The sequence below is a fragment of the Streptococcus sp. oral taxon 431 genome (assembly GCF_001553685.1).
Taxonomy (GTDB): Bacteria; Bacillota; Bacilli; order Lactobacillales; family Streptococcaceae; genus Streptococcus.
In genome coordinates this window covers 2074593-2091262 of the sequence record NZ_CP014264.1, presented here as the reverse complement: position 1 = coordinate 2091262, position 16670 = coordinate 2074593, and the positions used below count along the sequence as shown (strand labels likewise).

At 41.9% G+C, this 16670-nt stretch carries 12 protein-coding genes, 10 tRNA genes, 2 rRNA genes and 1 pseudogene; all 25 read left to right on the top strand.

The window, feature by feature from the left end; all coding sequences use genetic code 11:
* Nucleotides 1–46 precede the first annotated feature (46 nt).
* Nucleotides 47–119: transfer RNA gene (locus tag AXE83_RS09850), tRNA-Ala, on the top strand.
* A gap of 124 nt (nucleotides 120–243) precedes the next feature.
* Nucleotides 244–3147, top strand: a 23S ribosomal RNA gene (locus AXE83_RS09845).
* Between the two features lie 76 nt (nucleotides 3148–3223).
* Nucleotides 3224–3339: ribosomal RNA gene (gene rrf, locus AXE83_RS09840) — 5S ribosomal RNA — on the top strand.
* A 4-nt stretch (nucleotides 3340–3343) separates the two neighbouring features.
* Nucleotides 3344–3416 (top strand) — tRNA-Val (locus AXE83_RS09835).
* A gap of 2 nt (nucleotides 3417–3418) precedes the next feature.
* Nucleotides 3419–3491, top strand: a tRNA-Asp gene (locus AXE83_RS09830).
* Nucleotides 3492–3515: 24 nt separating this feature from the next.
* Nucleotides 3516–3588, top strand: a tRNA-Lys gene (locus AXE83_RS09825).
* Between the two features lie 5 nt (nucleotides 3589–3593).
* Nucleotides 3594–3675, top strand: a tRNA-Leu gene (locus AXE83_RS09820).
* Between the two features lie 12 nt (nucleotides 3676–3687).
* Nucleotides 3688–3760: transfer RNA gene (locus AXE83_RS09815), tRNA-Thr, on the top strand.
* A gap of 26 nt (nucleotides 3761–3786) precedes the next feature.
* A tRNA-Gly gene (locus AXE83_RS09810) sits at nucleotides 3787–3858 on the top strand.
* A 7-nt stretch (nucleotides 3859–3865) separates the two neighbouring features.
* Nucleotides 3866–3951: transfer RNA gene (locus tag AXE83_RS09805), tRNA-Leu, on the top strand.
* Nucleotides 3952–3959: 8 nt separating this feature from the next.
* Nucleotides 3960–4033, top strand: a tRNA-Arg gene (locus tag AXE83_RS09800).
* A 15-nt stretch (nucleotides 4034–4048) separates the two neighbouring features.
* Nucleotides 4049–4122, top strand: a tRNA-Pro gene (locus AXE83_RS09795).
* A gap of 338 nt (nucleotides 4123–4460) precedes the next feature.
* On the top strand, nucleotides 4461–4682 hold the full coding sequence (locus AXE83_RS09790; RefSeq protein ID WP_049503858.1) for a hypothetical protein: 222 nt from the start codon (nucleotides 4461–4463) through the stop codon (nucleotides 4680–4682).
* Nucleotides 4683–5093: pseudogene (locus AXE83_RS09785) on the top strand (RbsD/FucU family protein); the annotation flags it as partial.
* 153 nt (nucleotides 5094–5246) lie between these two features.
* The gene (locus tag AXE83_RS09780) at nucleotides 5247–6398 is read left to right on the top strand and encodes an iron-containing alcohol dehydrogenase (protein ID WP_049503855.1); all 1152 of its coding nucleotides are present in this window, start codon (nucleotides 5247–5249) and stop codon (nucleotides 6396–6398) included.
* A 184-nt stretch (nucleotides 6399–6582) separates the two neighbouring features.
* A complete protein-coding gene (locus AXE83_RS09775; protein WP_060956291.1) occupies nucleotides 6583–7857 on the top strand; it encodes a nucleotide disphospho-sugar-binding domain-containing protein in 1275 nt (424 codons plus the stop codon).
* Complete coding sequence (locus tag AXE83_RS09770; protein ID WP_060956290.1) at nucleotides 7854–8834, top strand: NAD-dependent epimerase/dehydratase family protein; 981 nt, start codon at nucleotides 7854–7856, stop codon at nucleotides 8832–8834. The genes AXE83_RS09775 and AXE83_RS09770 overlap by 4 nt, the downstream gene beginning before the upstream one ends.
* A complete protein-coding gene (locus AXE83_RS09765) occupies nucleotides 8809–9624 on the top strand; it encodes an MBL fold metallo-hydrolase (protein ID WP_060956289.1) in 816 nt (271 codons plus the stop codon). The genes AXE83_RS09770 and AXE83_RS09765 overlap by 26 nt, the downstream gene beginning before the upstream one ends.
* Nucleotides 9602–10864: a F390 synthetase-related protein gene (locus tag AXE83_RS09760; protein ID WP_060956288.1), complete on the top strand. Its 1263-nt coding sequence runs from the start codon at nucleotides 9602–9604 to the stop codon at nucleotides 10862–10864. The genes AXE83_RS09765 and AXE83_RS09760 overlap by 23 nt, the downstream gene beginning before the upstream one ends.
* Before the next feature lie 14 nt (nucleotides 10865–10878).
* Entirely contained in the window at nucleotides 10879–11823 is a 945-nt protein-coding gene (locus tag AXE83_RS09755; protein WP_060956287.1) for a 3-oxoacyl-[acyl-carrier-protein] synthase III C-terminal domain-containing protein, read from the top strand.
* A gap of 170 nt (nucleotides 11824–11993) precedes the next feature.
* Nucleotides 11994–13526: a cardiolipin synthase gene (gene cls, locus AXE83_RS09750; RefSeq protein ID WP_060956286.1), complete on the top strand. Its 1533-nt coding sequence runs from the start codon at nucleotides 11994–11996 to the stop codon at nucleotides 13524–13526.
* Nucleotides 13527–13810: 284 nt separating this feature from the next.
* On the top strand, nucleotides 13811–14101 hold the full coding sequence (locus AXE83_RS09745) for a thiamine-binding protein (RefSeq protein WP_000647682.1): 291 nt from the start codon (nucleotides 13811–13813) through the stop codon (nucleotides 14099–14101).
* Nucleotides 14064–14822, top strand: a complete 759-nt coding sequence (locus AXE83_RS09740) for an ABC transporter permease (protein ID WP_060956285.1) — start codon at nucleotides 14064–14066, stop codon at nucleotides 14820–14822. Before AXE83_RS09745 ends, AXE83_RS09740 begins: the two co-directional genes overlap by 38 nt.
* Before the next feature lie 37 nt (nucleotides 14823–14859).
* A complete protein-coding gene (locus AXE83_RS09735) occupies nucleotides 14860–15867 on the top strand; it encodes an ABC transporter substrate-binding protein (RefSeq protein WP_060956284.1) in 1008 nt (335 codons plus the stop codon).
* Nucleotides 15867–16595, top strand: coding sequence for an ABC transporter ATP-binding protein (locus AXE83_RS09730; RefSeq protein ID WP_060956283.1), 729 nt, complete (start codon nucleotides 15867–15869; stop codon nucleotides 16593–16595). Before AXE83_RS09735 ends, AXE83_RS09730 begins: the two co-directional genes overlap by 1 nt.
* The last annotated feature ends 75 nt before the right edge of the window (nucleotides 16596–16670 follow it).

The following is a 16670-nucleotide window of genomic DNA, read 5'->3' as shown; positions in this document are numbered from 1 at the left end:
GGATAAGGAAAGCACATTGGTCTTGTTTAGTCTTGAGAGGTCTTGTGGGGCCTTAGCTCAGCTGGGAGAGCGCCTGCTTTGCACGCAGGAGGTCAGCGGTTCGATCCCGCTAGGCTCCATTGGTGAGAGATCACCAAGTAATGCACATTGAAAATTGAATATCTATATCAAATAGTAACAAGAAAATAAACCGAAAACGCTGTAGTATTAATAAGAGTTTATGACTGAAAGGTCAGAAAATAAGGTTAAGTTAATAAGGGCGCACGGTGGATGCCTTGGCACTAGGAGCCGAAGAAGGACGTGACAAACGACGATATGCCTTGGGTAGCTGTAAGTAAGCGATGATCCAGGGATTTCCGAATGGGGGAACCCAACAGGTACTACCTGTTACCCATATCTGTTAAGGATATGAGGAGGAAGACGCAGTGAACTGAAACATCTAAGTAGCTGCAGGAAGAGAAAGCAAAAGCGATTGCCTTAGTAGCGGCGAGCGAAACGGCAGGAGGGCAAACCGAAGAGTTTACTCTTCGGGGTTGTAGGACTGCAATGTGGACTCAAAGACTATAGAAGAATGGTTTGGGAAAATCAGCCAAAGAGAGTGATAGCCTCGTATTTAAAATAGTCTTTGTACCTAGCAGTATCCTGAGTACGGCGGGACACGTGAAATCCCGTCGGAATCTGGGAGGACCATCTCCCAACCCTAAATACTCCCTAGTGACCGATAGTGAACCAGTACCGTGAGGGAAAGGTGAAAAGCACCCCGGGAGGGGAGTGAAATAGAACCTGAAACCGTGTGCCTACAACAAGTTCGAGCCCGTTAATGGGTGAGAGCGTGCCTTTTGTAGAATGAACCGGCGAGTTACGATATGATGCGAGGTTAAGTTGAAGAGACGGAGCCGTAGGGAAACCGAGTCTGAAAAGGGCGCTTTAGTATTATGTCGTAGACCCGAAACCATGTGACCTACCCATGAGCAGGTTGAAGGTGCGGTAAGACGCACTGGAGGACCGAACCAGGGCACGTTGAAAAGTGCTTGGATGACTTGTGGGTAGCGGAGAAATTCCAAACGAACTTGGAGATAGCTGGTTCTCTCCGAAATAGCTTTAGGGCTAGCGTCGACATTAGAGATTCTTGGAGGTAGAGCACTGTTTGGGTGAGGGGTCCATCCCGGATTACCAATCTCAGATAAACTCCGAATGCCAATGAATTATGGTCGGCAGTCAGACTGCGAGTGCTAAGATCCGTAGTCGAAAGGGAAACAGCCCAGACCACCAGCTAAGGTCCCAAAATAATTGTTAAGTGGAAAAGGATGTGGGGTTGCACAGACAACTAGGATGTTAGCTTAGAAGCAGCTATTCATTCAAAGAGTGCGTAATAGCTCACTAGTCGAGTGACCCTGCGCCGAAAATGTACCGGGGCTAAAACAATTTACCGAAGCTGTGGATACCTTTATAGGTATGGTAGGAGAGCGTTCTATGTGTGAAGAAGGTGTACCGTGAGGAGTGCTGGAACGCATAGAAGTGAGAATGCCGGTATGAGTAGCGAAAGACAGGTGAGAATCCTGTCCACCGTAAGACTAAGGTTTCCAGGGGAAGGCTCGTCCGCCCTGGGTTAGTCGGGACCTAAGGAGAGACCGAAAGGTGTATCCGATGGACAACAGGTTGAGATTCCTGTACTAGAGTATGTAGTGATGGAGGGACGCAGTAGGCTAACTAAAGCAGACGATTGGAAGTGTCTGTCTAAGCAGTGAGGTGTGAATTGAGTTAAATGCTTAGTTCTATAACATTGAGCTGTGATGGGGAGCGAAGTTTAGTAGCGAAGTTAGTGACGTCACACTGCCAAGAAAAGCTTCTAGCGTTTAAACATACTCTACCCGTACCGCAAACCGACACAGGTAGTCGAGGCGAGTAGCCTCAGGTGAGCGAGAGAACTCTCGTTAAGGAACTCGGCAAAATGACCCCGTAACTTCGGGAGAAGGGGTGCTGACTTTAAGTCAGCCGCAGTGAATAGGCCCAAGCAACTGTTTATCAAAAACACAGCTCTCTGCTAAATCGTAAGATGATGTATAGGGGGTGACGCCTGCCCGGTGCTGGAAGGTTAAGAGGAGTGCTTAGCGGTAACGCGAAGGTATGAATTGAAGCCCCAGTAAACGGCGGCCGTAACTATAACGGTCCTAAGGTAGCGAAATTCCTTGTCGGGTAAGTTCCGACCCGCACGAAAGGCGTAATGATTTGGGCACTGTCTCAACGAGAGACTCGGTGAAATTTTAGTACCTGTGAAGATGCAGGTTACCCGCGACAGGACGGAAAGACCCCATGGAGCTTTACTGCAGTTTGATATTGAGTGTCTGTACCACATGTACAGGATAGGTAGGAGTCTAAGAGATCGGGACGCCAGTTTCGAAGGAGACGCTGTTGGGATACTACCCTTGTGTTATGGCCACTCTAACCCAGATAGGTGATCCCTATCGGAGACAGTGTCTGACGGGCAGTTTGACTGGGGCGGTCGCCTCCTAAAAGGTAACGGAGGCGCCCAAAGGTTCCCTCAGAATGGTTGGAAATCATTCGCAGAGTGTAAAGGTATAAGGGAGCTTGACTGCGAGAGCTACAACTCGAGCAGGGACGAAAGTCGGGCTTAGTGATCCGGTGGTTCCGTATGGAAGGGCCATCGCTCAACGGATAAAAGCTACCCTGGGGATAACAGGCTTATCTCCCCCAAGAGTTCACATCGACGGGGAGGTTTGGCACCTCGATGTCGGCTCGTCGCATCCTGGGGCTGTAGTCGGTCCCAAGGGTTGGGCTGTTCGCCCATTAAAGCGGCACGCGAGCTGGGTTCAGAACGTCGTGAGACAGTTCGGTCCCTATCCGTCGCGGGCGTAGGAAATTTGAGAGGATCTGCTCCTAGTACGAGAGGACCAGAGTGGACTTACCGCTGGTGTACCAGTTGTCTTGCCAAAGGCATCGCTGGGTAGCTATGTAGGGAAGGGATAAACGCTGAAAGCATCTAAGTGTGAAACCCACCTCAAGATGAGATTTCCCATGATTTTATATCAGTAAGAGCCCTGAGAGATGATCAGGTAGATAGGTTAGAAGTGGAAGTGTGGCGACACATGTAGCGGACTAATACTAATAGCTCGAGGACTTATCCAAAGTAACTGAGAATACGAAAGCGAAGGTTTTCTTGAAATTTGATAGATATTCAATTTTGAGTAGGTATTACTCAAAGTTAAGTGACGATAGCCTAGGAGATACACCTGTACCCATGCCGAACACAGAAGTTAAGCCCTAGAACGCCGGAAGTAGTTGGGGGTTGCCCCCTGTGAGATAAGGAAGTCGCTTAGCTAAAGGGAGTTTAGCTCAGCTGGGAGAGCATCTGCCTTACAAGCAGAGGGTCAGCGGTTCGATCCCGTTAACTCCCATAGGTCCCGTAGTGTAGCGGTTATCACGTCGCCCTGTCACGGCGAAGATCGCGGGTTCGATTCCCGTCGGGACCGTTTAAGATAACGAAAGTTATTTTAGACTCGTTAGCTCAGTTGGTAGAGCAATTGACTTTTAATCAATGGGTCACTGGTTCGAGCCCAGTACGGGTCATCATTGCGGGTTTGGCGGAATTGGCAGACGCACCAGATTTAGGATCTGGCGCTTAACGGCGTGGGGGTTCAAGTCCCTTAACCCGCATAATAGAAATAAGCCGGCTTAGCTCAGTTGGTAGAGCATCTGATTTGTAATCAGAGGGTCGCGTGTTCAAGTCATGTAGCCGGCATTTTTTAATATAACCAAGAGGTCGATGCGAACGTAGTTCAGTGGTAGAACACCACCTTGCCAAGGTGGGGGTCGCGGGTTCGAATCCCGTCGTTCGCTTAGAGAGGCCGGGGTGGCGGAACTGGCAGACGCACAGGACTTAAAATCCTGCGATTGGTAACGATCGTACCGGTTCGATCCCGGTCCTCGGCATATAAAGAGCACCCTTAGCTCAACTGGATAGAGTACCTGACTACGAATCAGGCGGTTAGAGGTTCGACTCCTCTAGGGTGCATTTTTCTATTTAACTCGGGAAGTAGCTCAGCTTGGTAGAGTACTTGGTTTGGGACCAAGGTGTCGCAGGTTCGAATCCTGTCTTCCCGATAAATGTTACATGAGTAAGAACACTAGTTGTTCTTTTTTTACTTGTTATGAATCTTTTTTTCACTGTGTCAACTGCTGTAGAATGATGAATGAATTTCAATTTGAAAGGAGTCCATCGGGGCCTCTCATTTTTGATATTTTAGCAAGGGATAAAACAACTTTTTGAATTATGGACTCTATTTTTGTCGTATTATTAACCCTGGAATAGTCCTTAACTGTATTAGGAACATAAAATTTTAGTAAGAAATAAAATATATCACCGATTCAATCATAATGGGTTGAATCGGTGATTTTTATATAAGGAAAAAATATGTATCTTGTTAAATACTCGTTTTAGTATGAAAGGAATTATATACTTTAGTTTTAATTATAGTCTTACCAAAGAATCTCGCATAAATGTTTTGTCTCAATTGTTGACTTTGGGAATTGTTCAATCAAGAGAGGAAGCACAAAACCTCATTCGACAATCAGAATTACTGAAAAGTTATGCAGTAGAAGATTTGGATAACGTCGAAACTAGTCAACAGTTTTTCAAGTCATTAGTAGAGAAGGGGGAGTAAATGTTAAAGAATATTCCTAAAATTATTATCCCAGAGCTAGTTAAGTATCTAATGGAGATGGAACATGGAGATGAGCTAGTGATAGCTGATGCAAATTTCCCAGCTCACATGATCGGACAACGCGTTGTTCGTTGTGATGGTCATGGAGTTCCTGTGATTTTGGATGCTATTTTGCAACTACTACCTCTCGATACATACAGTGACTATCAAGCAGGCCTTATGCAGGTTGTATCAGGAGATCCAACGATTCCAGATATTTAGGATGAATATAAAACCTTACTAGGCAAGTATCATACAGGTGCATCTATCAAAGAGTTTGAACGTTTTGAATTTTACGATCAGGCAGAGAAAGCTTATTTAGTGATTCAAACTGGAGAAAGTGCTCTTTATGGAAATATTATCCTGAAAAAGGCGTTTTGTAAAAAAATAAGGAGGATGTGGGGCTTCCCACTCCCTTCCTTTGCGACTTATTTGTTAAAAAAATCACAAATATTTGAAAATATAGGAAATATATTATATAATTAACCTAAATATGAAGCGTGAAAAACGCAAGGAGGAAAAAATATGGCAACATTTTACGTTCCAGCAGTCAACCTTATTGGTAAAGGTGTGGTAAATGAAGTTGGTCCTTATGTTAAGGAGTTGGGTTATACTAAAGCTCTTTTGGTGACGGATAAGTATATCGAATCAAGTGATATCTTGCCAAAAATTTTAAAACCTTTAGATGATGAAGGAATTGCTTATGTTATTTTTAGTGATGTTGAACCTAACCCTACTTGTAAAAATGTCATGGATGGGGTCGCTGCTTTGAAAGAGCATAACTGTGACTTTATCATCTCTGTCGGTGGTGGCTCTCCACAGGATGCAGCTAGCTGTATTTCTGTAATCGCTACTAATGGCGGTAAGCCACAGGATTATGAAGGTTTGCATAAGTCTGCTCAAAAAGGCCTTCCTGTTGTAGCTATCAATACTACTGCAGGTACATCAGCAGAAATTACTATCAACTACGTTATCACTGATGAAGAACGTAAGGTTAAAATGGTAATGGTTGATAAGAACAGTCTTGCTCTTATCTCTGTTAATGACCCTGAATTGATGGTTTCAAAACCTCAAGCTTTGACTGCTGCTACGGGTATGGATGCTCTTACTCACGCTGTTGAAGCTTTGGTAACACCAGGTGCTTATGATGTGACTAAGAAACTCTCTATCGGAGCTATCGAGCTGATCAAAGAATATCTTCCACGTGCAGTAGAAAACGGACACGATATTGAAGCTCGTGAAGGTATGGTTAATGCTATCTTCCTTGGAGGAATGAGCTTTAACAATGCTGGACTCGGCTATGTTCACTCAATGGCTCACCAATTGGGTGCTGTCTATAACTTGCCTCATGGCGTTTGCTGTGCTATGCTTTTGCCAGTCGTTGAGCGTGAAAATGCCAAACGTGTACCTGTAGCCTTCCGTAATGTTGCTAAGGCCTTGGGTATGCAAATCGAAGGAAAATCAGATGAGGAATGTGCGGCTTATGCTATTTCTGAAATTGAAAAACTTTCTGAAACTGTCGGTATTCCTAAGAAATTGACAGAACTTGGTATCGAAGAAAAAGACTTTGACTTTGAATACCTTTCTAAGAATGCCTTGATTGATGCTTGTGCACCAGGTAATCCATTCATGCCAACTTTGGAAGAAACCATTGCTTTCTATAAGGAATTATTCTAAGCAAAGCTACTTTAGAATTTTTTAGGGATAGTAAATTTAAGATTCTTACATTACGAATTCCTCCCGAATATTCAAATAATGTATTAGGAAATCAAACACTATTCCTATAATTTAAAACCAATAATATTTAAGAAGAACTATCCTCGTGATAGTTCTTTTTTGGAAAATTTGATATGCTAGGATTATGAAGAAAATCAAAATCGATGTTGTGATTGTTCCTTTAAGTGGACATTTGTATCCAACTATGAATTTATTACTACCTCTATTAGACAATCCTCAGTATGAGATACGTTTATTTACAGGTCCCCAGAAAAAAGCTGTTGCAGAGGCTGCAGGTTTTAATGTAGTTACCATACTTGAAGATCATATTGAAGAGTTTGAAAGTGCAGCCAATAACTCTGAGCAATTAGGAATTTTTTCAGCCTATCGGCAGTTGTCTGCTAGTCTTGATTTGATAAACCTAGTTTCGGACCAATTAATCCAAGAATGGACAAATCATCGTCCGGATATTGTTATAGTGGACTTTATCACACTATCTGGTGGCCTTGTAGCTGAGCAGATGGGGATTCCGTGGATAACAACTATGGCGACCCAGTTTGCGATTGAAACGACAGATGGACCTCCTTGTTTCTTTGGAGGAATGGAGACTCCCCGGAATAGCTGGCAGGTTTTAGAACAGTTTCTTGCAAGAAAAATAACTCATTTGGGGAAGCGGATAGTAACTTTTTTATTACGAGACCGCTTAAGGCGTTATCATTTTAAACTTTACAATCAGAAAGGCCAAGAAACTATTTATTCTCCCTATTCTATCTTAGGTATTGGTATGAAAGAAGTAGAATTAAAAAAGGGATTTCCAAAACACTACAAGTGGGTTGGTCCTTCTGGTGCTTCAGTTGAGGCAGGAGAGGATTATCCTTTAGATTTGTCTCTTTTTATGGAGCGAAAGAAAGTTTTGATGACTTGTGGGACACAACTAGCTTGGGCAAAAGAAAATCTTATTTATCAAGCTAAGCAACTTGCAAAAGCTCATCCTGATTGTCACTTTTTTGTAACTCGTGGTGTAGGTGGAGAGGCCTTCCAATGTGAAAATCTGATGGAGAATCTGTCCCTTGTTTCTTATCTTCCTTACAAGGAATACATTCCTCTGATGGACTATGTCATTCATCATGGTGGAGCAGGTATCTTTTATCAGTGCATTATTTATGGTAAACCAGCTTTGATATTACCTCATGATTATGATCAATTTGATTATGCCGTTCGTGGGGTTGAAGCCGGTGTTGCTTTCTCAGCTAAAAGAGATAATAGCAAGGAGATTGGGCAGGCCTTTGAGGAGCTGTTAACTAAAGAAAATTGGCCAGAATTAGAGACTTTGCGCCAAGCAGCACAGTCTTATCATCCGACGGAAATGTTAGAGAGCGAAATCCATCGTCTGCTAGCGGATAAGGAGAAAGAAAAATGAAAACAGTTTTAGTAACTGGAGCGACAGGTTTCTTGGGTAAATATGTCGTTGAAGAATTAGTCGAGCATGGCTATCAGGTTCGAGCTTTTGGTAGAAACAGTAAGGTTGGTTGCTCTTTAGAGAATTCTTCGGTTAGTTTTTTTCAGGGTGATTTGACCAAAGCTGATGATGTGCTAGAGGCTTGCAAGGGGATGGATCTGGTCGTTCATGCGGGAGCCCTGTCAACAGTTTGGGGTCCTTGGGAAGATTTTTATCAGGCCAATGTTTTAGGAACTAAATATGTTCTCGAAGCTTGTCGCCAAGCTGGGATTCAGCGTTTAGTCTATGTATCCTCACCTAGTATCTATGCTGCACCCAAAGATCAACTTGGTATTAAAGAAAGTGATGCTCCAGAGGAAAATAATCTCAATAACTATATCCGTAGTAAATTGGCTTCGGAGAAACTCTTTAAAGATTATTCAGATGTTCCTAGTATCATCCTGAGACCTCGTGGGCTTTTTGGGATTGGGGATACCAGTATTTTGCCACGAGTAATTAATCTGAGTCAAAAAATAGGAATTCCTTTGATTGGGGATGGGCGTCAGCTCATGGACATGACTTGTGTGGAAAATGTTGCTCTGGCAATCCGTTTGGCCATAGAAGCTCCAGAAGCTAAAGGTGAGGTTTATAACATTACTAATGGTGAACCGAGGGCTTTTAGAGATTTGCTAGAGGAAAGTTTGACAGGTCTGGGTTATCCAATCAAATATAGAAAAATTCCAGCATCTCTCTTATCAGGAATTACAAGTAGTTTAGAATTTATATACAAGACCTTGAACCTTAAAGGGGAGCCACCTCTAACTCGATATACCTATTATCTGCTTCGCTATAGTCAAACGCTGGATATTAGAAAGGCTGAGAGGGATTTGGGTTATCATCCGAAAATTAGTATTTCAGAAGGAATTGAACAATATGTCCAAGATTATCGAAAGCATTGAGTATTTCCCAGCCGGATATTGTACGAGTTATGCCGGTTTGCTTTTTAAGGGTGTCAAGAATAGAAAGATGACTTTTCCAGCGGGTGTCTTTTTAATTAAGCATAGAGAAAAGGGTTATCTGCTTTATGATACTGGCTATCACTATGATATTAAGAGGAAACTTCGTTATGGCTTGTACCGTCTAGGGACGCCAGTTCAAATGACGGAGAAAGATCAGATTTCGCACTTGCTAAAAGATAAAGGGATCAAGTCAGAAGAAATCAACTATGTCTTGTTATCTCATCTACATCCAGATCATCTGGGAGGGGCTAGCTTCTTTCCGAATGCAAACTTTATCCTGACCCAGGAAGTCTATGATGTTTATAAAAAACCAAAACTAAAAGATTTAATTTTTAAAGAATTTTTGCCGACTACTTTTGAGGAAAGGTTGACTGTTATTAAGGCGGATCAGCAAAATGCTAACTTTAAGTATCGCCCTACCATCGATCTTTTTGGAGACGGCAGCATCCTTGTAGCTTCTATTGATGGGCATGCTAAGGGGCAAGCCTGTCTCTTTATGCCAGACTATCATCTCTTCATCGCAGCAGATCTTTGTTGGGGAATTGACCTTTTACCCTATACGAAACAGATGCATCTGATTCCTTCCTTGGTGCAAGATAGTAAGGCTGACTATATCAAAGGAACAGAGCTCTTGGAAGAGGTTTTAAAAGATGGTATAGAAGTGCTAGTTAGCCATGACCCTGTAGAAAGGATTGAGCGGATTTTATATGAAAAAAATAACCTTTCTTAAAACTTTTTTCCAAACTCGTTGGCTTCATAATTTTAAGTCTCGAGAAGCTTTAGAAAACTATCAGAAAAAGCAACTGGCTGCCTATATGGACTTTCTCAAACGTGAGTCACCTTATTTTAAAAATGGTGTACCTAGTGACTTTGACCATATGGATAAGGCTTTTATGATGAGTCATTTCAATGAGCTCAACACCCAAGGAGTGGATCGAGACGAGGCCTTGGCTTTGGCTATCGAAAGTGAAAAGACTCGAAATTTTACAGAGCTTAAAGGGGAAATAGCTGTTGGGCTGTCTTCTGGAACATCTGGACACCGGGGACTTTTTATCACAACTGAAAAAGAGAGAAGTATGTGGGCAGCAGCTATCTTGGCAAAGATGTTGCCCAAGGGCCAACTTTTTGGGCACCGCATAGCCTTTTTCCTCAGAGCGGATAATGAACTCTATCAGACCATCAATACGGCACTTATTCGTTTAGAGTACTTTGATATTTTCAAGAATACAGATGAGCATATAGAGCGTCTCAATAGTTATCAACCGACTATTGTAGTGGCACCTGCTTCTATGTTGATTGAATTGAGCAAGCGTCTAAAAGATGGGGAGTTAGTCATTCACCCACAAAAAATCGTTTCGGTGGCTGAAATCTTAGAAGATAGTGATAAAGAGCGAATTTTGAGCGCTTTTGAGTTGCCGATTATTGACCAAGTATATCAAGCAACCGAAGGTTTCCTAGCTTGTACTTGCTCTGCTGGGAATCTTCATCTCAATGAAGACATCATTTTTGTGGAAAAACACTACTTGGATGACCGACGTTTTTATCCAGTCATTACTGATTTTAAGCGAAGCAGTCAGCCTGTTTATCGCTACCAGCTCAATGATATTTTAGTTGAAAATCCTAATCCTTGCCCATGTGGCTCCCATTACACAAGGATTGACAAGGTCGAAGGTCGTTCTGATGATATCTTCTACTTTGAAGGACATGACGGAGGTCAGGTAACGATTTATCCTGATTTTATCAGACGTTGCATTCTCTTTGTGGAGAATGTTGGAGATTATCAAGTCAAGCAACACTCTGAGAAGCTAGTGGAAGTTTGTTTGAGTCGAAGAGATGAGCAAGTAGAAACAGCAATCACAGAGCAGTTCCGACTTTTGGCGCAACAAAAAGAGTTTAAAGAACCTGAAATACAATTTTCTGATTATCACTGGGATACAAGTCGTAAGCTCAAACGTATCCAACGTTTATGAAAGGACAAAAGATTATGACAGAAGTAAAAAGACATCTAGAAATCGCAGGCTATGGAGTATGCCTTCCAAAAAATACGGTGAAATTTAAAGACCAGACCCGTTATCGTGTGGTTGAAAATGAAGAAACCCAGCTAGATCTAGCAGAAGTAGCGATTCAGCGTGCCCTTGAAAAGGCAAATTTAAAAATCGAAGATATTGATTGCCTTGTATCAGCTAGTGCGGTAGGTGTTCAGCCGATTCCTTGTACGGCAGCCTTGATCCATGAGCGCGTGGCAAAAGGGCTCTCTATCCCAGCTATGGATATCAATACGACTTGTACAAGTTTTATCTCTGCTTTATCAACCATGTCACATTTGATTGAAGCTGGGGAATACCGTCGTGTTTTGATTGTATCCAGTGAAGTTGGTAGCCTGGGTCTTAATCCAAAGCAAAAAGAAAGTTATGAACTCTTTAGTGATGGAGCGGCTGCCTTTATTTTCCAATCAAGTGATAAGGATAAGGGAGTAATTGCGAGTCTTCAACGTACTTGGTCAGAGGGAGCTCACGATACGGAGATCCGTGGAGGTCTGACTTCATATCAACCAAAAGAATACTCTGAAGAGACCAAGACAAATTTTATGTTTGATATGAAGGGCAAGAAAATTTTACTTTTGTCAGCTCGTAAAATCCCAGGTATGTTTGAAGAGTTTCAAGAGAAAACACAGTTGGCTCTAGCGGATGTAGACTACATCATTCCCCACCAAGCTAGTCGTGCTCTTCCTCTGGTTATGGAAAAACTAGGTGTTGATGAAGAACAATACCTTAACCTTGTTAGTGATTATGGAAATATGGTTTCAGTTTCTGTGCCTTTTGGTTTGGCTTATGCACTCGATCATGGCTATTTAAAAGAAGGAGATACCATCTTCTTGATGGGAACTGCAGCTGGTATGACGGTCAATATGTTGGCATTAAAATTGTAATATAAGAGCAGGCATGTATGTGGCCTGCTTTTTATTGTTCACCTCAGTTGGAGAACTATCGGCCTAAACAGAAAAGACTTGCTAAGTTCTTCTAAACTAAGTATACTAGAAGGTAACAAGCGTTTTCAGACGTTAAATTAGGGAGTAGACTTAGAAATTGAGGGGGAGTTATGGGAACTAGAAAATTGCGACTATTGATGTCCAAGTATGGTTTTAGCATTGCGATAATTCTGATAGAATTATTTGTAGTTTTTGCAGTCATTCTTTACATGAGTCAGATTGCTCCATTTGTTTGGGTTACTCTTGTATTTCTTGTCAGTGTGGCAACTGTTTTAGCCATTGTTAATCGTTCCATGTCTCCTGAGAGCAAGGTGACTTGGTTGATTGTCACTTTTGTCCCTGTTTTTGGTCCCTTACTTTATATCATGTTTGGTGAGCGTCGGTTATCAAAAAAGGAATTCAAACAACTGCAGGAACTTCGTTCCATTGCATCTCATGAAAAGCGAGAGCATAGTCTTCATCAGATCCTACAAGAAACTGATAAATCTGCCTACGGTATTATCAATGCCTTGTTACATATGGATAGTAATGCAGAGGTTTATGACCATACAGACTCACAATTCTTTGCTAATGGAGAAGAAATGTGGCAACAGATGCTCGAGGATTTGAAGAGGGCTGAAAAATTTATTTTTCTAGAATACTACATTGTTGACGAAGGTTTGATGTGGGATAGTATGCTTGAAATTCTTGAAGAAAAAGCTGCTCAGGGAGTCGAGGTCAAGATGCTCTACGATGATATTGGTTGTATGGTGACCTTGCCTGGGGATTATACCGTTCATTTGCGTTCTAAAGGGATTGATGCTCATAAGTTTAATAAGGTGATTCCTCGTATGACAGTGGCCTACAATAACCGTGACCACCGTAAGATTTTGGTTATTGATGGGCAGATTGCCTATACTGGCGGGATTAATCTTGCAGACGAATATATCAATCAGATTGAACGTTTTGGACACTGGAAAGATAGTGGGATTCGGATAGATGGTCCGGCGACTCAAGCCTTTACCAGACTATTTCTCATGAACTGGTACATCAACCGTGGAGAAATTAGTGATTTTGATCAATATCATTTGGAAAATCAGACACGACCAGGTGGTGGTCTTTGTATCCCATATGGAAGTGGCCCTAAGCCTATCTATAAAATGAAGGTGGGTAAAATCGTCTATCAAAATCTGATTAATCAAGCGGAAGATTTTGTCTATATCACCACGCCTTATCTCATTATTGATTATGATTTGACAGAGGATATAAAAAATGCAGCCATGCGAGGTGTAGATGTGAGAATTATAACTCCATTTATCCCAGATAAAAAGCTCATCCAGTTAGTAACTCGAGGGTCTTATCCTGATCTTTTGTCTGCTGGTGTACGTATCTATGAGTATACTCCTGGTTTTATCCATAGTAAGCAAATGATTGTTGATGATCGATTTGCGGTTGTTGGAACCATAAACCTTGATTATCGCAGCTTGGTTCACCACTATGAAAATGCAGTTTTATTGTATGAAACACCATCCATTGCAACTATTCGCAATGATTTTGAAGACATTTTTGAAGAGTCGCAAGAAATTTTTCCTGGAACAATCAAGCCTACTTGGTATCAAACATTAATCAAAGAAGTAGCTCAGTTATTCGCCCCTATGCTTTAATTGAAAGAGCTAGTTCATCTGTATAATTAGAGAAAGAGACGGTTTGCCGTCTCTTTTTCTGTAAGCAGTTTCCTTGACATCTTGTTTGTTTTGCGTTATCATATGTCCATATAATATATGGGAGTCTGTGTACAGTCTGAGAGGAAGTGTTAAACTTCGACCGCACCTGATCTGGGTAATGCCAGCGTAGGAACGATACTTAGCCTAATTCTGCACCTTTTTCATATATGAAAGAGGTTTTTCTTTTTTCATAAAGAAAAACTGTAAATTAAAAGGAGGTTTGAATGAAAGCAAGCATTGCTTTACAAGTTCTGCCCCTGTCACAGGGGATTGACCGCATAGCTGTAATTGATAAGGTCATTGCTTATCTGCAAGCTCAAGAAGTGACCATGGTGGTGACACCCTTTGAAACAGTTTTAGAGGGAGAGTTTGATGAGCTTATGCGCATTCTCAAAGAAGCGTTAGAAGTGGCGGGGCAAGGAGCAGACAATGTTTTTGCCAATGTGAAAATAAATGTAGGAGAGATTTTAAGCATCGATGAGAAACTTGAAAAGTATAATGAGACGGCATATTAGTCTGCTAGGTTTTTTGGGCATCTTATCCGTTTGGCAGGTGGCGGGATTCTTAAAACTCTTACCAAAGTTTATCCTGCCGACACCACTTGAAATCCTCCAGTCTTTTGTTCGTGACAGAGAATTTCTCTGGTACCATAGTTGGGCAACCTTGAGAGTAGCCATATTAGGCTTGGTCTTGGGTGTCTTGATAGCCTGTATTATGGCCGTCCTTATGGATAGTTTGGGCTGGCTCAATGACCTGATTTACCCCATGATGGTGGTTGTCCAGACCATACCGACCATTGCCATAGCCCCTATCCTAGTTTTATGGTTGGGTTATGGAATTTTGCCCAAGATTGTCTTGATTATCTTGACGACAACCTTCCCTATCATCGTCAGTATTTTAGATGGTTTTAGGCATTGTGACAAGGATATGCTGACCTTGTTTAGTCTGATGCGAGCCAATCCTTGGCAAATCCTGTGGCATTTTAAAATCCCTGTCAGCCTGCCTTACTTTTATGCAGGGCTGAGGGTCAGTGTCTCCTATGCCTTTATCACAACAGTTGTGTCTGAGTGGTTGGGAGGCTTTGAAGGACTAGGTGTCTACATGATTCAGTCCAAAAAACTGTTTCAGTATGATACCATGTTTGCGATTATTATTCTGGTATCGCTGATCAGTCTTCTGGGTATGAAGCTAGTCGATATCAGTGAAAAATATGTGATTAAATGGAAACGTACTTAAAATAGAGTGTTTTAGAAAAAGAAAAGAGGAAATAAAAATGAAGAAAACATGGAAAGTGTTTTTAACGCTTGTAACAGCTCTTCTAGCTGTCGTGCTTGTGGCTTGTGGCCAAGGAACTGCTTCTAAGGACAACAAAGAAGCAGAACTCAAAAAAATTGACTTTATCCTAGACTGGACACCCAATACCAACCACACAGGGCTTTATGTTGCTAAGGAAAAAGGTTATTTCAAGGAAGCTGGAGTGGATGTTGATTTGAAATTGCCACCAGAAGAAAGTTCGTCAGACTTGGTTATCAATGGTAAGGCACCATTTGCAGTCTATTTCCAAGATTACATGGCTAAGAAATTGGAAAAAGGGGCAGGAATTACTGCCGTTGCAGCAATCGTTGAGCACAATACATCAGGAATTATCTCTCGTAAGTCTGACAATATCAATAGTCCTAAAGACTTGGTTGGCAAGAAATACGGAACTTGGAATGACCCAACTGAGCTTGCGATGCTGAAAACCTTGGTAGAATCTCAAGGTGGAGACTTTGACAAGGTTGAAAAAGTACCAAACAACGATTCAAACTCGATCACTCCGATTGCCAATGGCGTTTTTGATGCTGCCTGGATTTACTACGGTTGGGATGGACTTCTTGCCAAATCTCAAGGTGTGGATGCCAACTTTATGTATTTGAAAGACTATGTCAAAGAGTTTGACTACTACTCACCAGTTATCATCGCAAACAACGACTATCTGAAAGACAACAAAGAAGAAGCTCGTAAAGTCATCCAAGCTATCAAAAAAGGTTACCAATACGCTATGGATCACCCAGAAGAAGCGGCTGATATCCTAATCAAGAATGCCCCAGAACTCAAAGATAAACGTGACTTTGTCATCGAATCTCAAAAATACTTGTCAAAAGAATATGCAAGTGACAAGGAAAAATGGGGACAATTTGATGCGGATCGCTGGAATGCCTTCTACAAATGGGATAAAGAAAATGGAATCCTCAAGGAAGACTTGACAGATAAAGGATTTACCAACGAATTTGTAAAATAATGACAGAAATTAGACTAGAACACGTAAGCTACGCCTACGATGATGAAAAGATTGTAGAGGATATTAACCTACAAGTGACTTCAGGTGAAGTGGTCTCTATCCTAGGCCCTAGTGGTGTAGGAAAGACCACACTCTTTAACCTGATTGCAGGCATTTTAGAAGTCCAGTCAGGTAGAATTGTGCTTGATGGGGAGGAAAATCCCAAGGGGCGTGTGAGTTATATGCTCCAAAAGGATCTGCTCTTGGAACACAAGACGGTACTTGGCAATATCATTTTGCCCCTTTTGATTCAAAAAGTGGATAAGGCAGAAGCTGTTGCGAAAGCAGATGAAATCCTTGCTACCTTTCAGTTGACGGCTGTAAAGGATAAGTACCCTCATGAACTTAGTGGTGGGATGCGCCAGCGTGTTGCTTTGCTCCGTACCTACCTTTTCGGGCACAAGCTCTTTCTTCTAGACGAGGCCTTTAGCGCTTTGGATGAGATGACTAAGATGGAACTTCATGCCTGGTATTTGGAGATTCATAAACAGCTAGGCCTGACGGCACTCATCATTACGCATAGTATCGAGGAGGCCCTTAATCTTAGTGACCGTATCTATATCTTGAAAAATCGCCCTGGTCAGATTGTTTCTGAAGTCAAACTCGACTGGTCTGAAACCGAAGACAAGGAAGTTCAAAAAATTGCCTATAAACGACAAATATTGGCGGAATTGGGATTAAATAATTAGAAAGACAGGGAGTTGGTGAGGATTGTTCATTACCAGCCCCTTTTTCTTTTAAAAAATCGAAAAATTCGGTATAAT